The sequence below is a fragment of the Streptomyces lincolnensis genome (assembly GCF_021173675.1).
Lineage (GTDB): Bacteria > Actinomycetota > Actinomycetes > Streptomycetales > Streptomycetaceae > Streptomyces > Streptomyces lincolnensis_B.
The window spans coordinates 176,573-192,627 of record NZ_JAIHON010000016.1 but is presented as its reverse complement, the minus strand read 5'-3'; the positions used below and the strand labels follow the sequence as shown (position 1 = coordinate 192,627).

At 71.1% G+C, this 16,055-nt stretch carries 14 protein-coding genes; 10 read left to right on the top strand and 4 right to left on the bottom strand.

Annotated features, from left to right (window positions below; translation table 11 throughout):
- Positions 1-10: 10 nt before the first annotated feature.
- Together K4B79_RS38865 and K4B79_RS38860 are read right to left on the bottom strand one after the other, a co-directional pair.
- A complete protein-coding gene (locus K4B79_RS38865; RefSeq protein ID WP_232032144.1) occupies positions 11-3,031 on the bottom strand; it encodes a tetratricopeptide repeat protein in 3,021 nt (1,006 codons plus the stop codon).
- Positions 3,028-4,857: an HSP90 family protein gene (locus tag K4B79_RS38860; protein WP_232032143.1), complete on the bottom strand. Its 1,830-nt coding sequence runs from the start codon at positions 4,855-4,857 to the stop codon at positions 3,028-3,030. The genes K4B79_RS38865 and K4B79_RS38860 overlap by 4 nt, the downstream gene beginning before the upstream one ends.
- Positions 4,858-5,025: 168 nt before the next feature.
- Between K4B79_RS38860 and K4B79_RS38855 the strand changes: the two genes are divergently transcribed.
- From K4B79_RS38855 to mutM, 8 genes are all read left to right on the top strand, one after another.
- Positions 5,026-8,259 (top strand): helicase-related protein, encoded by a 3,234-nt coding sequence (locus tag K4B79_RS38855; RefSeq protein ID WP_232032142.1) that lies wholly within the window; start codon positions 5,026-5,028, stop codon positions 8,257-8,259.
- A 109-nt stretch (positions 8,260-8,368) separates the two neighbouring features.
- A complete protein-coding gene (gene rsmD, locus K4B79_RS38850) occupies positions 8,369-8,971 on the top strand; it encodes a 16S rRNA (guanine(966)-N(2))-methyltransferase RsmD (RefSeq protein ID WP_232032141.1) in 603 nt (200 codons plus the stop codon).
- Between the two features lie 26 nt (positions 8,972-8,997).
- Entirely contained in the window at positions 8,998-9,477 is a 480-nt protein-coding gene (coaD, locus tag K4B79_RS38845) for a pantetheine-phosphate adenylyltransferase (RefSeq protein ID WP_232032172.1), read from the top strand.
- Between the two features lie 57 nt (positions 9,478-9,534).
- Entirely contained in the window at positions 9,535-10,614 is a 1,080-nt protein-coding gene (locus K4B79_RS38840) for an ATP synthase F0 subunit B (protein ID WP_232032140.1), read from the top strand.
- A gap of 151 nt (positions 10,615-10,765) precedes the next feature.
- Positions 10,766-11,419, top strand: coding sequence for a YceD family protein (locus K4B79_RS38835; protein ID WP_232032139.1), 654 nt, complete (start codon positions 10,766-10,768; stop codon positions 11,417-11,419).
- Positions 11,420-11,421: 2 nt separating this feature from the next.
- The gene (gene rpmF / locus K4B79_RS38830; RefSeq protein ID WP_006139588.1) at positions 11,422-11,595 is read left to right on the top strand and encodes a 50S ribosomal protein L32; all 174 of its coding nucleotides are present in this window, start codon (positions 11,422-11,424) and stop codon (positions 11,593-11,595) included.
- 19 nt (positions 11,596-11,614) lie between these two features.
- Positions 11,615-12,427, top strand: a complete 813-nt coding sequence (rnc, locus tag K4B79_RS38825) for a ribonuclease III (protein ID WP_232032138.1) — start codon at positions 11,615-11,617, stop codon at positions 12,425-12,427.
- An 83-nt stretch (positions 12,428-12,510) separates the two neighbouring features.
- On the top strand, positions 12,511-13,371 hold the full coding sequence (gene mutM, locus K4B79_RS38820) for a bifunctional DNA-formamidopyrimidine glycosylase/DNA-(apurinic or apyrimidinic site) lyase (RefSeq protein ID WP_232032137.1): 861 nt from the start codon (positions 12,511-12,513) through the stop codon (positions 13,369-13,371).
- Here mutM and K4B79_RS38815 read toward each other — a convergent pair.
- Entirely contained in the window at positions 13,344-13,745 is a 402-nt protein-coding gene (locus tag K4B79_RS38815; protein WP_232032136.1) for a winged helix-turn-helix transcriptional regulator, read from the bottom strand. The two genes, mutM and K4B79_RS38815, sit on opposite strands and share 28 nt — an antisense overlap.
- A 129-nt stretch (positions 13,746-13,874) precedes the next feature.
- Positions 13,875-14,993 carry a CAP domain-containing protein gene (locus K4B79_RS38810; protein ID WP_232032135.1) on the bottom strand — a complete coding sequence of 373 codons (1,119 nt, stop codon included), beginning with the start codon at positions 14,991-14,993 and terminating at the stop codon, positions 13,875-13,877.
- Between the two features lie 168 nt (positions 14,994-15,161).
- On the opposite strand from K4B79_RS38810, the gene K4B79_RS38805 reads away from it, so the two are divergent.
- Positions 15,162-15,443: an acylphosphatase gene (locus K4B79_RS38805; protein ID WP_232032134.1), complete on the top strand. Its 282-nt coding sequence runs from the start codon at positions 15,162-15,164 to the stop codon at positions 15,441-15,443.
- Between the two features lie 382 nt (positions 15,444-15,825).
- Positions 15,826-16,029 (top strand): hypothetical protein, encoded by a 204-nt coding sequence (locus K4B79_RS38800; RefSeq protein WP_232032133.1) that lies wholly within the window; start codon positions 15,826-15,828, stop codon positions 16,027-16,029.
- The last annotated feature ends 26 nt before the right edge of the window (positions 16,030-16,055 follow it).

Sequence of the window (16,055 nt, the reverse complement as noted above, 5' to 3'; positions counted from 1 at the left end):
GACGCCTCCCCTACGCGCCCTGGTCCTCCGCGAGCCGGAGCATCTGTTCCGCCTCGGCTCGCCGGGCCGACGCGGTGTCGTCGTCCGCGGCACCCTCGTACGCCGCTCGCACCGCACGCGCGCGTGCCAGTGCCCGGGAGGGGCGGCCCAAATCGGCCTCCAGCCAGCCCGCGGCGAGTTCGGCGCCGGTGCGGCTGTGCAGGGCGTCGGCGCCGAGCGAGGCGAAGACCACGATCGCCTCCGTCATCTGGGACAGGGCCTCCTCCAGGACGGCCCGGATCGAGTCGTCCTCGGTGTCGTCGGCGTCTTCGGCGGCCTCGGTGTCCTCGGCGGCGGAACGGGCGAGCAGGTCGCCGAACTGGCGGCGGGTGTGGCCCAGTTCGGCCACGAGCCGCAGCCGCGCGGCCTCGGCGGCCGTGGCCTCCTCGTCGTCCGGGACCGCGGCGCCGGGCTCCGCGGTGACGGCGGTCGAGCCCAACGCGGCCTCGCACGCCCGGACCGCGCTCGCCATCAGTTCCCGGGCCGTGCCGGAGCCGTTCTCCGTGCGCAGGGCGAGCCAGGCGCGGGCGCGCAGGGCGCGGACCAGGCCGTGGACGTCGCCGAGCGAGCGCCACAGGTCACCGGCGCGCGCGTAGGCGCGGTCCGCCTCGTCCGCGAGACCCGCCTGACCGAGGGACTCGGCGGCGAGGTGGGCGAGCGTGGCGTGGTCCTGCTGCTCGGGCCAGTGCCGGGCGATCTCGGCCGCCTGGAGCCGCCGCTGTGCCGCCTCGCGGTGATCGCCGAGCTCGCCCAGGCAGTCACCGAGCCACCACAGGGCCTGTACGACCGCGCCGTCGCCGTGGGTCTCGGCGCGCAGGTCGGGCAGCGCCGACTCCAGCACCTCCGCGGCCTCGGCCCACCGGCCCCGCCGCAGCAGGAACCCGCCGAGCTGGTGCCGGGCGAAGGCGCCGAACGTCGGACCCTCCCCGGCCTCGTCGGCCCAGTGCGCCGCCTCCAGGGCGTGCTGGGCGGCCTCCTCGGCGCCTCCCCGGCCGCCGACGACCTCGGCGAGCTGGAGATGCAGCTGCGCCCGTCCCGTGGCCTCCAGCTCCGCCCCGCCGTGCTCCAGGGCGGCCCGCAGCGCCCGCTCCGTCCCGGCGAGGTCGCCGAGGTGGTGCGCCAGCCCGGCCAGCCGGGCCTCGTACTCCACCGCGAACCACGGCAGTCCCGCGGCGACGAACGCGGCCGCCGCGCGCGCGTACAGCTCCGCGGCCACCTCCAGGTCGCCGCCCTGCGCCGCCAGCTCGGCCAGCATGGCCTGCGCCTCGGCGGCCCGCGCGGCCAGCCGTACGTCGTCCCCGGTGTGTCCCTCCACCAGGGCGAGCACTTCCCGGGCGGCGACCTCGGCGTCGGCGAGGACTCCGCTCAGGGTGGGCGCGGGGCCGGTCGAGGGGGCGCTCTGCTCCACCACCTGCTGCACCCGCCGCATCAGCACCCGGGCCCGGCCCATCAGCACAGCGGCGGTCTGGAGTACGCCGGTGCCGTCCTCGGCGTAGAGGGCGAGGATCTCGTCGTAGGGGCCGGAGACGGCCGCGAGGGCCTCCTCGACGTGGCCCGTGAGAGCGTCGACGTAGGCCGCGCGGGTGCGGGCCGCCAGGGCCTCGCCGGGGTCGCCGGCCGCGGCGTAGAGCTCGGCCGCGTGCTCGAAGAGCGGGATGCCCTCGGGGCCGCGGTCCATCGCCTCGTGCTCGGCGATCTCGGCCCGGTCGCGGGCGTCCAGCTCGACGCCCTCCGCCGCCCGCGCCACCGCGGCCCAGGCCTCCACGGCGTGCGGCCGGAGGGCCTCCGACAGGCGCCTGGCCTCGGCGATCAGGGCGGGCAGGTCGGGCTCCGCGGAGGGCACGGGCGCCGCCGGCGGCACCACCGAGGGGGCCGCGCGGACCGTACGCACGCCCAGGGGCAGCCGTTCGACCAGGGGGCGCTGCGCCATACGCGCGCGTGCACACTCGCCGACGTGCGGGGTGCCGTTGCGGTCGTCGAAACGGGCGGCGAGGGCGAGGGCCTCCCCACGCGCGTGGGCGGCGAGTTCCCGCGCGGTCCACTCCCGGTCGGGAGGTCCGGGCACCCGCCGGTCGCCGAGACCGAGCTCGGCCAGCCGGTCCATCAGCAGGGTCACCACGGCCAGGAAGTCCAGCCTGCTGCGCGGCTGCCCGTCGTCCGTGAAGTACGCCGGCCGCTCGGCGAGGAGTTCGAGGCCGCGTGCCTCGTTGCCGGTCAGCGCGCAGAACTCGACGTGGTCCGCGTAGGCGCCGCGCATGCTCTCCATGGCCCGCACGAGCCGGAGGCCGCGCAGATGGTGGGCGCGCGCCTCGTCCACACGGCCCAGCCGCAGCAGGGGCGCCAGGGAGGACGCGAGCACCGTGTGCGGCTCGTGCGCGCAGGTGAACTCGCCCTCCAGGACCGGCGCCCACAGCCGCAGCGCCTCCGCGTCCCGGCCGCGCTCCACCTGCCAGCAGCCCTGCCCGTGCAGTTCGCAGGCGCGGCAGTCGGCCATGGCGTCCCGGTCGGCGGCCAGCCACGCGGCGTACGCCCGCTCGGCCCGCACCATGTCCCCGACATGCGCGGCCACGCTGAACTCCGCGCTGCGCACGGCCCGTTCGGAGTGCCCGGCCAGCCGGTAGCGGTGCTCCATCTCGCCGAGCCACTTCTCGACCGAGGCGAGCGGGATGTGCGGCTGGTCGAGCATGCCCGAGGACATCCACTTGAAGACCCAGTGCAGCGAGTGCGTCTCGTACGCGTCGAAGTCCTCCGGCCGCTCGTCCCACATGCGCAGCAGACGCGCGAAGGGGACGAACATCTTGTCCTTCTCGGAGCTGTAGTTGTAGACCTTCAGCTGGTGCCCGAGCGCCTCGATCACGGCGAGCGGGATGTTCAGCCGCTCCGCCTCGGCGAGCAGCTGCTCCGCGCGCGCGTTGCGGGCGGGACCCTCCGGCCGCTCGGAGTTCTCCGCCATCGCCTCGCGGAGGGAGTCGAAGTCCGTGATCGAGCTCATCGCCGCCCGTCCTCGCTGTGCGTGGCCCATTCCAGCAGGCCGATGAACGCCCGGTTCAGCAGCGCCGAGTCGGCCGGCCTGAGGGGGCGCTGCGCCATCAGCAGCGCCTGCCCGTAGAGGGACTCCGTGGCGGTGCCGACGAGGTCCGGTTCGCGCAGTGAACTGATGCGCCGGATCAGCGGGTTGAGATGGTTGAGCACCAGACGCGCGCGGGGTGCGCTGCCGCGCAGCGAGCCCAGGATGCCCGCCCACAGGTCGTCTGCTTGCTCCTCGGCCTCGGCACGGGCCTGCTCGTGCCGCGCCGCCCGGTCGTCCAGGTGCAGCGCGGGCACCGACAGCGGGTGGAAGGCGCGCAGCACCACGTCACAGCCCAGCGGGTCGAGCTTGGCCCGCGCGACGGCCAGGAAGGCCGACAGGGCCAGCTCCTCGGCCGGGTCGACCGCGTCCAGGTGCGCGGTGACGGTGTCGGCGTCCAGCTCCGCCACGACCGTCCCCGGGCGCACCGAGGGCAGCGCCTCGACCAGTTCGCTGTCGTAGGTGTAACCGCCGTTGACCACCCCGACGCCCTGCGCGGACGCGATCGGCGCGACCTGGCGGTACTCCTCGACGGTCCGCGTGAAGTGCACCACCGGGTGCCGCTGCGCGAACTCCTCCAGGGACAGCTGCCCGTCGGTCGTCTCGAAGGGGAGCCACGGCAGCATCGTGCGCAGCATCTCCCGGTCGTGCCGCGCCAGCGACTTCACGCCCAGGTGGTGCACGTTCAGGAAGGCCGCCAGCCGCTCCGGATCACCGGCCGCCAGGCCCGTCAGCCACGCCCGGATCCGCTCGCCGAGCGCCTCCCGTACGGCGGCCAGCGTCTCGTCCTCGTACAGCGACTCACGGGACGCGGTGGGCCGCAGGCTGTCGGTGTCCAGGACGCAGCGCACGAAGAACGCCCAGTCGGGCAGCAGCTGTTCGCCCCGCTCGGTCAGCAGCATGCCCTTCAGGTGCACCCGGTGACTCGCCCGCTGCGCCGGACTGACCGCCGACGGCAGGACGTACGCCACCCCGCGGATCCCGGCGAGCGGCACGTCCAGGTCGATCGCGTCCAGCGGGGTGAACCCGAACAGGTCGTGACAGTGCCGGGCCAGCGCCACCCGGCGGTTGGCGGGGCTCGGATAGGCCCGGTCCCAGGGCGCGGGCAGATCGGTGACCGCCTCCTCGCCCACCCGCACGTCGTACGGCAGCAGCACCCCGAAGTCGCGGGCCAGCGCCAGGACGCGCTCCTCGGCCAGCCACTCGCCGGCCCCGGCCCGCGCCACCAGGTGCACGGTGGTGCCCGGCTCGGGACGCGCGTCGTCGGGCAGCGTCCGCACGGTGTACGAACCGTCGTCGCTCGCCGTCCACTCCACGGGCGGCGCCTGGGGCGTACGGGCGCTGCGGCTGACCACGCGGATCCGCTCGGCCACCACGAAACAGGCCAGCAGCCCGATACCGAACTGCCCGAGGAAGTCCGAGCGGACCTCCGCCAGTCCGTCGGCCCGCTTGGAACTGCGCCCGATCGTGGCCAGCAGGGTGTGCACGTCCGCCTCGGTGAGACCGACCCCGGAGTCCTCGACACGCAGGGACCCGCCGTCGGCGTACAGCCGCACCCGCGCCGGGGCGTCGGGCTGCTCGGCCCGCCGGGCGGTGATCGCGTCCACCGCGTTCTGCAGCAGTTCGCGCAGGTAGACCTTGGGGCTGGAGTAGAGGTGATGGGAGAGCAGGTCCACCAGACCACGCAGGTCGACCTGGAAGGTATGGGGTGACGGGGATGCCTGGGATGACGATGAGGTCTGGGAGTCCATCGCAGCAGCGCCGATGGGGGGACGGGCGACGGCGCGGGGTCGGGCGGTCCCGGTGAGGCGGTGACCGCGGATGGCAGGGGCCGGGAGCGCGTCATCCTACGGCCCAACCAGCCGTCTGACCAGGGGTTTCCTCAGACGTATACGGCAATGTCAGTGGGGTGGTGTGCAATGGATCTCGTGCTCGCATCGCAAGGACCACTGGAACAACCGCTGAAGGCGGTGCTCGGACCCGCCACCGCGAAGGTGATGGCCGAGCACCTCGGCCTGCACACCGTCGGCGACCTCCTGCACCACTATCCGCGCAGATACGAGGAGCGCGGCCAGCTCACCCACCTGGCCGACCTCCCGATGGACGAGCACGTCACGGTGGTCGCCCAGGTCGCCGACGCCCGCCTGCACACCTTCGCCTCCGCCAAGGCACCCCGGGGCAAGGGCCAGCGGCTGGAGGTCACCATCACCGACGGCAGCGGCCGCCTCCAACTGGTCTTCTTCGGCAACGGCGTCCACAAGCCCCACAAGGACCTCCTGCCGGGCACCCGCGCGATGTTCGCGGGCAAGGTCTCCCTCTTCAACCGCCGCCTTCAACTGGCCCATCCTGCCTACGAGTTGCTGCGAGGCGACGCGGAGGAGACGGTCGAGACCTGGGCCGGCGCCCTCATCCCGATCTACCCCGCCACCGCCAAGCTGGAGTCCTGGAAGATCGGCAAGGCGATCCAGACGGTGCTGCCCAGCGCCCAGGACGCCCTCGACCCCCTCCCCGCCTCCCTCCGCGAGGGCCGGGGCCTGGTCGAGCTCCCCGAGGCCCTCCTCAAGATCCACCGCCCGCACACCAAGGCCGACATCGAGGACGCCCGCTCCCGCCTCAAGTGGGACGAGGCCTTCGTCCTCCAGGTCGCCCTGGCCCGCCGCCGGCACGCGGACTCCCAACTCCCCGCGGTACCGCGGAAACCGGCCCCGGACGGCCTCCTGACCGCCTTCGACGACCGCCTGCCCTTCACGCTCACCGACGGCCAGCAGAAGGTGTCCAAGGAGATCTTCGACGACCTCGCCACGGACCACCCGATGCACCGGCTGCTGCAAGGAGAGGTGGGCTCGGGCAAGGCCCAGCCGCTCGACTCGCTCGTCCTCACACCCGCTGGTTTCCGTCGTATGGGGGACATGAGGGTGGGTGACGAGATCGTCGTGCCCGACGGGGAGATCGCGCTGATCGACGGTGTCTTCCCGCAAGGCGAGCGCGATGTCTGGCGGCTGGTCCTTTCGGACGGCAGCTCCGTCGAGTGCGACGACGAGCATCTGTGGATCGTTGGCACGAGTTGCGGGTGGCACCGTGGCCAGGCCCCCAAGGTCATGACGACTCGCGAGATTCGACTGGACACCTTCAAGGCCAACGGATCGTCGAAGTGGTATCTCCCGGCCGTCACCCCGGTCGACCTCGGAGACGACTGCGCGCTGCCCCTCGATCCGTACCTGTTCGGCCTTCTTCTGGGGGACGGCTCTTTCCGGCACAACCTGCGTCTGTCCACGGTCGATGCCGAGATCCGTCATGCGGTCGAGACCGCTGTGGCACCGGAATGTCGGCTGGTTCCGGTGAGCGGTTCCCATTGTGACTACACGATCCAGCTCACTCACCGCGCGGGCGGCGTGCGCAATCCAGTGATCCAGGCTGTGCGAGACCTGAACCTTTGGGGTGTGACGTCGCATGGCAAGTTCGTTCCCGACGAGTTCAAGAACACGTCGATCAAGCACCGTCTCGCCGTGCTGCAAGGGCTCATGGACACGGATGGCACAGTCGACAAGGGCGGCCTCAGCATCTCGTTCTGTTCGGTCTCGCGGAGGCTCGCGGAAGACGTCGCGTGGCTGGTTCGTTCCTTGGGCGGCCGGGCGCGAATCCTGCCGAAGCGGGCGGCGTTCAACGTCTCCGTTTCTCTTCCAGGCGAGTACGCCCCGTTCAGGCTGAGGCGAAAGGCCGAACGTGTGGGTCCCCGCCCGAAATACAACACATTCCGAAGGGGAATCCGGGCGGTCGAGTACGTGGGACGCAAGCCCGTCCAGTGCATCAGCGTCGCCCACCCCGGCCACGCCTACGTCACCGACAACTTCACCGTCACCCACAACACGCTGGTCGCCCTGCGCGCCATGCTCGCCGTCGTCGACGCCGGCGGCCAGGCCGCCATGCTCGCGCCCACCGAGGTCCTGGCCCAGCAGCACCACCGCTCGATCGTGGAGATGATGGGGGAGCTCGCCGAGGGCGGGATGCTGGGCGGCGCCGAGCAGGCCACCAAGGTGGTGCTGCTCACCGGCTCGATGGGCACGGCCGGCCGCCGGCAGGCGATGCTGGACCTGGCCACCGGAGAGGCCGGGATCGTGATCGGCACGCACGCGCTGATCGAGGACAGGGTCCAGTTCCACGACCTCGGCCTGGTCGTGGTCGACGAACAGCACCGCTTCGGCGTCGAACAGCGCGACGCCCTGCGCGGCAAGGGCAAGCAGCCGCCCCACCTCCTGGTCATGACGGCCACCCCCATCCCGCGCACGGTCGCCATGACGGTCTTCGGCGACCTGGAGACCTCCGTCCTCGACCAGCTCCCGGCCGGCCGCTCGCCCATCGCCAGCCATGTCGTCCCGGCCGCCGACAAGCCCCACTTCCTGGCCCGCGCCTGGGACCGCGTGCGCGAGGAGGTGGAGAACGGCCATCAGGCGTACGTCGTGTGCCCCCGCATCGGCGACGAGGAGGACGACCCGAAGAAGGCGGGCAAGAAGAAGTCCCCGGAGGACGAGGCGGAGAAGCGCCCGCCGCTCGCCGTCCTGGAGGTGGCCGACCAGCTGACCAAGGGCCCGCTGAACGGCCTGCGCGTCGAGGTCCTGCACGGTCGTATGCACCCCGACGACAAGGACGCGGTCATGCGCCGCTTCGCCGCGGGCGAGACCCACGTCCTGGTCGCCACCACGGTCATCGAGGTCGGCGTCAACGTCCCCAACGCCACCGCCATGGTGATCATGGACGCCGACCGCTTCGGCGTCTCCCAGCTCCACCAGCTCCGCGGCCGCGTCGGCCGCGGCTCGGCCCCCGGCCTCTGCCTCCTCGTCACCGAGATGCCGGAGGCCAGCCCGGCCCGCCAGCGCCTGAACTCGGTGGCCTCGACGCTGGACGGGTTCGAGCTCTCCCGCATCGACCTGGAACAGCGCCGCGAGGGCGATGTCCTGGGGCAGGCCCAGTCCGGCGCCCGCACCTCCTTGCGCGTCCTCGCCGTGATCGAGGACGAGGAGATCATCGCGGAGGCGAGACAGGAGGCCACGGCGATCGTGGAGACGGATCCGGAGCTGAGGGGGCTTCCCGGACTCCGGACAGCCCTGGACGCCCTCCTGGACGAGGAAAGGGAGCAGTACTTGGAAAAGGGGTGAGCGGAGACACTGGTCAGGGGCGCGGGGCTGTATTGGATATGCGGCTACCGCCGCGTGCGCGCGACCAGCCACAATGAACCTTGAAGCCGCCCACGACCAAGGACCCGAGATGACCCGCGTGATCGCCGGCGCAGCCGGCGGACGACGCCTGGCAGTCCCGCCAGGCAACGGCACCCGCCCCACCTCCGACCGCGCACGCGAAGGTCTCTTCTCCACCTGGCAATCCCTGCTGGGCGGCCCCCTGGACGGCGAACGCGTCCTCGACCTCTACGCGGGCTCGGGCGCCGTGGGCCTGGAAGCCCTGTCCCGGGGCGCGGGTCACACCCTCCTCGTGGAGGCCGACGCCAAGGCGGTCCGCGTCATCCGCGAGAACGTCAAGAACCTCGGCCTCCCCGGCGCCGAGGTGAGGGCGGGCAAGGCCGAACAGATCATCCGGACAGGGCCGCCGACCGAGCCGTACGACCTCGTCTTCCTCGACCCCCCCTACCGAGTCACAGATCACGATCTTCGCGAGATCCTCCTCACACTCGGCTCGGAGGGCTGGCTAGCACCGCACGCACTGGTCACCGTTGAGCGCAGCACCAGAGGCGGCGCATTCGACTGGCCCGACGCCTTCGAACCGCTCCGGGCCCGTCGCTACGGCGAGGGAACGTTTTGGTACGGTCGCGCCGCCATGGGCGACAACGCCTCTACGTGCGAAGACGCACGATGACCGGACCGGAGAGCGAGGGATCTCAAGTGCGCCGCGCCGTCTGTCCCGGGTCGTTCGACCCGATCACCAACGGACACCTCGACATCATTTCCCGCGCCTCACGTCTGTACGACGAGGTCTACGTCGCGGTGATGATCAACAAGTCAAAGAAGGGCCTGTTCGAGATCGACGAGCGGATCGACCTGATCCGCCAGGTCACCGCCGAGTACGAGAACGTCCGGGTCGAGGCCTTCCACGGCCTCCTCGTCGACTTCTGCAAGGAACGCGACATCCCGGCCATCGTCAAGGGGCTGCGCGCGGTCAGCGACTTCGACTACGAGCTCCAGATGGCCCAGATGAACAACGGCCTGTCGGGCGTGGAGACCCTTTTCGTCCCCACCAACCCCACCTACAGCTTCCTCTCCTCCTCCTTGGTCAAGGAGGTCGCGACCTGGGGCGGAGACGTCTCCCACCTGGTTCCCCCGCTGGTCCTCGAAGCCCTGAACACGCGCCTGCGCAGGGACTGATGGGGCTACAGTCGTCCCGTCCGTCTCCAACACAGCTGTAGAGAGTGGCGAGCACAGGTGGACGTGCAGAAGAAGCTCGACGAGATCGTCGCCTCGGTCTCCGGCGCCCGGTCGATGCCCATGTCGGCCTCGTGCGTGGTCAACCGCGCCGAACTGCTCGCGATGCTCGAAGAGGTGCGCCAGGCCCTGCCCGGCTCCCTCGCGCAGGCCCAGGAGGTGATCGGCGACCGTGAGCAGATGGTCGAGCAGGCCCGCCAGGAGGCCGAGCGGATCATCGGGCAGGCGCACGCCGAGCGCGGCTCCCTGATCTCCGACACCGAGGTCGCCCGCCGCTCCCAGGCCGAGGCCGACCGCATCCTCACCGAGGCCCGCCAGGAGGCCGAGGAGATCCGCGCGGAGGCCGACGACTACGTCGACTCCAAGCTCGCCAACTTCGAGGTCGTCCTCACCAAGACCCTCGGCTCCGTCGGCCGTGGCCGGGAGAAGCTCCTCGGCACCGGCCCCGGCACCGACGAGCAGGGCTACGAGGACGAGGACGCCCCCGAGCGCAGCCACGACCCCGACACCCTGCGCCGCACCGCCGATGAGTACGTCGACATCAAGCTCGGCGCCTTCGAGGCGGTCCTCGCCAAGACCCTGGAGGCCGTCGGCCGCGGCCGCCAGAAGCTGCACGGCCGTATCGCCACGGACGACCTCGGCGCCCTCGCCGACGACACCTCCACCCTCCAGCACTCCAGCGACGCCGACTACCTCGCCGACCTGGCCGGCCACGCGGCACAGAGCGCCCCGGCCCCCGCCGAGCAGCCCGCGCCCGTACCCCAGCAGTACGACCCGCACGCTCCCCAGCAGCCGTACGAGTACCAGCAACAGGCCGACCCCTACGGCGGCGGCTACCAGCAGCCCGCCTACGCCCAGCAGGCCCAGCAGGACCCCTACGGCTACCAGCAGCAGGCCGACCCGTACGCCTACCAGGGCTACGACGGCGGACAGCAGGCCGGCTACGACCAGAGCCACGCCCAGAACCCCCAGCCGCACGCCCAGCAGGCGTACGCCCTCGACGAGACCAGCCTCTTCGACACCGGCATGATCACCCCGGAGCAGCTCAGGGCCTACGAGCAGGGGCGCGGGGCGAGCTGAACCGGTGCCGGTGGCCGAGAGCGCACACCGGATTGGGCCGTGAGCGAAAGGTCCAGTATCCTGGCTCTTCGGTCGCGCGTACGTCCGCGATCAACGCTGCCCGGGAACACCGAAGGGCAGCGCCCCAGAGCTCAGCAGATCGAAAGCAGGAATGGCCCTGAACGCCCGCCTCGACCACCGCAACCCACTCGTGTTCGACACGCACGAGCTGGGTCGGCGGCCTGGTGCGCTGCAGCGCCTGACCCGCGAGATCGACGCCCCCAAGGATCTCGGGATCCAGGGAGTCGTCGGGGTGCCGGAAGGCGCCCCGGTGAAGCTCGTACTCCGGATCGAGTCGGTCATGGAAGGTGTGCTCGTCACAGGCACCGCCCGTGCACAGGCCGAGGGGGAGTGCGTAAGGTGTCTGGAGCCGCTGGAGCTGACGCTCGACGCGGACTTCCAGGAGATGTTCTCGTACCCCGAGGCCGACGACCGTGGCCGCCCCAAGGCGGAACCGGCCGACGACGCCGAGGGATCCGCAGAGGACGAGGACAGGCTCTTCATCGAGGACGGTCTGTTCGACCTCGAACCCGTGCTGCGTGATGCGGTGGTGCTCGCACTGCCGATGCAGCCGGTGTGCCAGGACGACTGCCCCGGCCTGTGCTCCGAGTGCGGAGCACGGCTCGCGGACGACCCGGACCACCACCATGACGCCGTCGACATCCGTTGGGCGGCACTGCAGGGACTCGCCGGTTCACTCGAGCCAGGCGAGAAGGACGAGATCAGCGGCGCCGAACCGGGCGTCGACGAGAAGCAGGAGAAGTAGCCGTGGCTGTTCCGAAGCGGAAGATGTCGCGCAGCAACACGCGCCACCGCCGGTCGCAGTGGAAGGCTGCGGTCCCCACCCTGGTTGCGTGCGAGCGCTGCCACGAGCCCAAGCTGCAGCACATCGCGTGCCCGGCTTGCGGCACCTACAACAAGCGCCAGGTCCTCGAGGTCTGAGCGGCTGGTGACAGGCACTGTGTCCACGCCAAAGAAGAACGGCACCCGCGCAGGCGCGGTAGGCCCGGCGGACAACACGGCCTCGTCCCACACGCTGTTGGAAGGGCGGCTCGGCTACAAGGTCGAGTCCGCCCTTCTGGTGCGTGCGCTGACCCACCGTTCCTTCGCGTACGAGAACGGCGGCCTGCCCACCAACGAGCGTCTGGAGTTCCTCGGGGACTCCGTGCTCGGCCTGGTGGTCACGGACACGCTGTATCGCACCCACCCCGACCTGCCCGAAGGCCAACTGGCCAAGCTGCGGGCCGCGGTGGTCAATTCTCGTGCGCTGGCGGAGGTGGGCCGCGGGCTCGACCTCGGCTCCTTCATCCGGCTCGGCCGCGGTGAAGAGGGTACGGGTGGCCGGGACAAGGCATCCATCCTCGCCGACACCCTGGAAGCGGTGATCGGCGCGGTCTATCTCGACCAGGGGCTGGACTCGGCGGCGGAGCTGGTGCACCGCCTGTTCGACCCACTGATCGAGAAGTCCTCGAACCTCGGAGCCGGCCTGGACTGGAAGACCAGTCTCCAGGAGCTCACCGCGACCGAGGGGCTCGGTGTCCCCGAGTACCTGGTCACGGAGACCGGCCCCGACCACGAGAAGACCTTCACTGCTGCCGCCCGCGTCGGAGGCGTCTCGTACGGCACCGGCACCGGCCGCAGCAAGAAGGAGGCGGAGCAGCAGGCCGCCGAGTCCGCATGGCGGTCCATCCGGGCCGCGGCGGACGAGCGAGCCAAGGAGGCGGCCGAGCGGGCCGCCCAGGACGGCGAAGGTCCGTCGTCCGTCTCCGCCTGACCGATCAAGCGCGACCCGAGCGCCCGCCCCCTTCACCGAGGGCGGGCGCTCGACTCATACACCGAATGTGACGGGGGAGCCCCATGCCCGAGTTGCCCGAGGTCGAGGTCGTACGGCGGGGCCTCGCGCGGTGGGTCGCCCATCGGACGGTCGCCGAGGCCGAGGTGCTGCACCCGCGCGCGGTGCGCCGCCATCTCGCCGGCGCCGACGACTTCGCGCACCGCCTCAAGGGCCACCGCATCGGCACGCCCAGCCGCCGCGGCAAGTATCTGTGGCTGCCGCTGGAGGACACGCACCAGGCGGTCCTGGCGCACCTCGGCATGAGCGGGCAGCTGCTGGTCCAGCCGCACGGTGCCCCGGACGAGAAGCACCTCAGGATCCGGGTGCGCTTCGCGGACGAGGTGGACACCGAACTCCGCTTCGTCGACCAACGCACCTTCGGCGGCCTGTCGTTGCACGACACCTCCCCGGACGGCCTGCCCGACGTCATCGCGCACATCGCCCGGGATCCCCTCGACCCGCTCTTCGACGACGAGGCCTTCCACCAGGCGCTGCGCCGCAAGCGCAGCACCATCAAACGGGCCCTGCTCGACCAGTCGTTGATCAGCGGGGTCGGCAACATCTACGCGGACGAGGCACTGTGGCGCGCCCGTATCCACTACGAGCGCCCCACGGCGAACTTCACCCGCCCCCGCACCGCCGAACTCCTGGGCCACGTCCGGGACGTGATGAACGAGGCGCTGGCGGTCGGCGGCACGAGCTTCGACAGCCTGTACGTCAACGTCAACGGCGAGTCGGGGTACTTCGACCGGTCGCTGGACGCGTACGGGCGTGAGGGCCTGCCGTGCAAGCGGTGCGCCACACCGATGCTCAGGCGGGCGTGGATGAACCGGTCCAGCTACTTCTGCCCACGCTGTCAGCGGGCGCCGCGACTGGCGTCGTAGCGCTCGCGGGCCGCCATGACGTCGTCCATCCGCCCCTCCACGAAGCGGATGAGGGTCATCAGCCGATCGGCGACCTCGCGGCCGAGCGGGGTCAGTTCGTAGTCCACGCGGGGCGGGTTGGTGGGCTGGGCCTCACGGTGGACCAGGCCGTCGCGCTCCAGGGCGTGCAGCGTCTGGGACAGCATCTTCTCGCTCACGCCGTCCACGCGGCGGCGCAGCTCGTTGAAACGCATCGAGCCCTCGTGCAGGGCGCCCAGGGTGAGACCGCCCCAGCGTCCGGTGACGTGCTCCAGGGTGCCCCGGGAGACACAGGCCCTGGCGAACACGCTGTACGCGAGGTCCTGCTCCTCCGTCTGCTCGTGAGTGGTGCTCATGACTCCAGAGTACGCGAAGACAGCGCTTACCAGAAGGGGGCGCTAACTAGTGGTTAGTGGTGTGGTGGGTGGGCCGACAGCACACAGGGGCGAGCCGCCGGTGCGGTCCGCCCCTGTGGGAACGGCGTTCTAATACCCGAAGTCCTGCGTCCACCACGGGCCGCCCGACCCGAAGTGCACGCCCACGCCCAGCGTCTTGAAGTCGCAGTTCAGGATGTTGGCCTTGTGGCCGGGGCTGTTCATCCAGGCGTCCATCACCGCGGCGGCGTCGGCCTGCCCCCGGGCGATGTTCTCGCCGCCGAGGTCGGTGATCCCGGCCTTCGCCGCCCGGTCCCAGGGGCTCGCCCCGTCGGGGTCGGTGTGGTCGAAGAAGCCCCGCGCGGCCATGTCGTCACTGAAGGCCTCGGCCAGCTCGGACAGCGCGCTGTTGGCGGCCACCGGGTTGCAGCCCACCTTGGCCCGCTCCTGGTTGACGAGCTTGAGGACCTCCGCCGAGGCCTGGGCCTCCGCGGACACCGTGACCGGCTCGGTGGTCTTCTCGGGCGCCTTCGTGGCCGCCTTGGACGGCGGCGTCACCGGCTTCTTGCCCTGGTTCTCCTTGGGCTTCTTCGACGGCGTCTCGGTCGGCGTCGCCGTCGGCGCGGAGGGGGAGGGCGTGGGCGAGGCGGAGCGTTCGGCGTCCCGGCTGGTCGATCCGCCGGTCTCGCGGTCCTCGGCGCTGCCGGAGGTGCCGCCCTGCTCGATCGGGGTGTTGGTCGGCGCGCCCGTCGCCTGCACCTGGTCGGCGCTGTTGCTGTTGCCGCCGCCGAGCTTGTAGTTCTCCAGGCCGGGCACCGCGCCGGTGGCGACGGCGACCGTGCCGAGGGCGACCGCGGCGGAGACGCCGAGCAGCCCGGTCTTCACCGGTGCCGGCCGCTTGCGGCGGCGGTGCGAGCCGGAGCGCCGGGGTCCGCCGTCGGGCGTGTAGCTCTCGCCGCGGAAGATCGCGTACTCCTCCTCCGAGGCGAAGAGGTAGGCGTCGCTCCTGGCGTTGGCCTCCTCGTACGCGGTGGCCTCCGCATCGGCGATGGTGTCGGCGGACGCGGTCGTCCCGGTGTGCGGGCCGACGTCGTCGTACGTCCCGTTGTTCAGGTAGGGCGCGATGCCGGTCGTGGTGCGACCGGCCGCGTACGAGCCCTGCGTCTGTGTGACCCCCGTGGCGCGGCCCGTGGCGGCGCGGCCGGCGGCGGAGCGTCGGTGGCGTCCCATGTCCTTGCCTTCCTCATCCTGGCGGTCGACGCGTCCCCCCGGCCAACCAAGCTCACAAAACTCACACGATCGAGTGAGTTTCGTATGAGATTCATTGGTGGAGGACGGTACCGCATGGCGCCAGAGGAGGAAGTGCCCAGAGAGACTTTGGCCCATTAGGTTGCACTCATGAGCGAGGATGTGCGACTGGTCGCCTGGGTGCGAGGACATGTCCAGGGTGTGGGTTTCCGCTGGTTCACGCGGGCCAAGGCCCTGGAGATCGGCGGCCTGAGTGGTTTTGCTCTCAATTTGGCCGACGGCCGGGTCCAGGTGGTTGCCGAAGGGGCCCCCGCGGGCTGTCAGGGGCTCCTCGACTGGCTCCAGAGTGACGACACGCCCGGGCGCGTGGACGGCGTCACCGAGATCTGGGACACACCCCGGGGAGGGTACGACGGTTTCGCCATCCGTTGAGCCGGTTCTGTAAAACAGCCCAGGCGGAAGCGGAGGGACCTGACGCCGGCATATGCCCGAAGCAGAAAGGCCCTGGTGGTTGCCAAGAATCGCTTGCCGTGGCAGGCTCCGCACGTAAGGATGATCGCCACGCCCCGAGGGCCCCGCAGGAGTCGCGTCGCCGCCGGTTCAGGCCGCGCAGACCCGGGTTGCCCGCCAATACGGGGCGTGATCGTGTTGACCGTCAAACTTTTTGGTGAGACGCTGAAAGCACCCCGCGCACCTTAGCTGTTTGGCATGGATGAACGGCAGCACGAACTCAAGAGTGTCAAGCACCGCGGGTGCGAATCCCTCACGACCCACACCGCTTCGGTCGGTCACTCAGTGTGGAGGACCATCCATCATGGCAAAGGCGCTTCTCGGTTACGTCGGCGGCTCCGACCCTCGACTCCTCGCCGAGATGCGACGGCTCCAGCAGCGCGTCCAGGACCTGGAATCCGAGCTCGTACGGATCCAGGCGGAGAACGAGGCGCTTGCGGCTGCCGCTTCTCACGACAGGATCATGGAGAGCATCGACGCACACCAGGCGGAGCCTGCGCTCACCTGATCACTGCATCGCTCCACAACAGCACA

What these genes read in the sequence shown, in the direction of transcription:
- K4B79_RS38865 (WP_232032144.1), bottom strand. Translation starts at nt 3,031, where the DNA reads ATGAGCTCGATCACGGACTTCGACTCCCTCCGCGAGGCGATGGCGGAG.
- K4B79_RS38860 (WP_232032143.1), bottom strand. Translation starts at nt 4,857, where the DNA reads ATGGACTCCCAGACCTCATCGTCATCCCAGGCATCCCCGTCACCCCAT.
- K4B79_RS38855 (WP_232032142.1), top strand. Translation starts at nt 5,026, where the DNA reads ATGGATCTCGTGCTCGCATCGCAAGGACCACTGGAACAACCGCTGAAG.
- rsmD (WP_232032141.1), top strand. Translation starts at nt 8,369, where the DNA reads ATGACCCGCGTGATCGCCGGCGCAGCCGGCGGACGACGCCTGGCAGTC.
- K4B79_RS38835 (WP_232032139.1), top strand. Translation starts at nt 10,766, where the DNA reads ATGGCCCTGAACGCCCGCCTCGACCACCGCAACCCACTCGTGTTCGAC.
- mutM (WP_232032137.1), top strand. Translation starts at nt 12,511, where the DNA reads ATGCCCGAGTTGCCCGAGGTCGAGGTCGTACGGCGGGGCCTCGCGCGG.
- K4B79_RS38815 (WP_232032136.1), bottom strand. Translation starts at nt 13,745, where the DNA reads ATGAGCACCACTCACGAGCAGACGGAGGAGCAGGACCTCGCGTACAGC.
- K4B79_RS38810 (WP_232032135.1), bottom strand. Translation starts at nt 14,993, where the DNA reads ATGGGACGCCACCGACGCTCCGCCGCCGGCCGCGCCGCCACGGGCCGC.
- K4B79_RS38805 (WP_232032134.1), top strand. Translation starts at nt 15,162, where the DNA reads ATGAGCGAGGATGTGCGACTGGTCGCCTGGGTGCGAGGACATGTCCAG.
- K4B79_RS38800 (WP_232032133.1), top strand. Translation starts at nt 15,826, where the DNA reads ATGGCAAAGGCGCTTCTCGGTTACGTCGGCGGCTCCGACCCTCGACTC.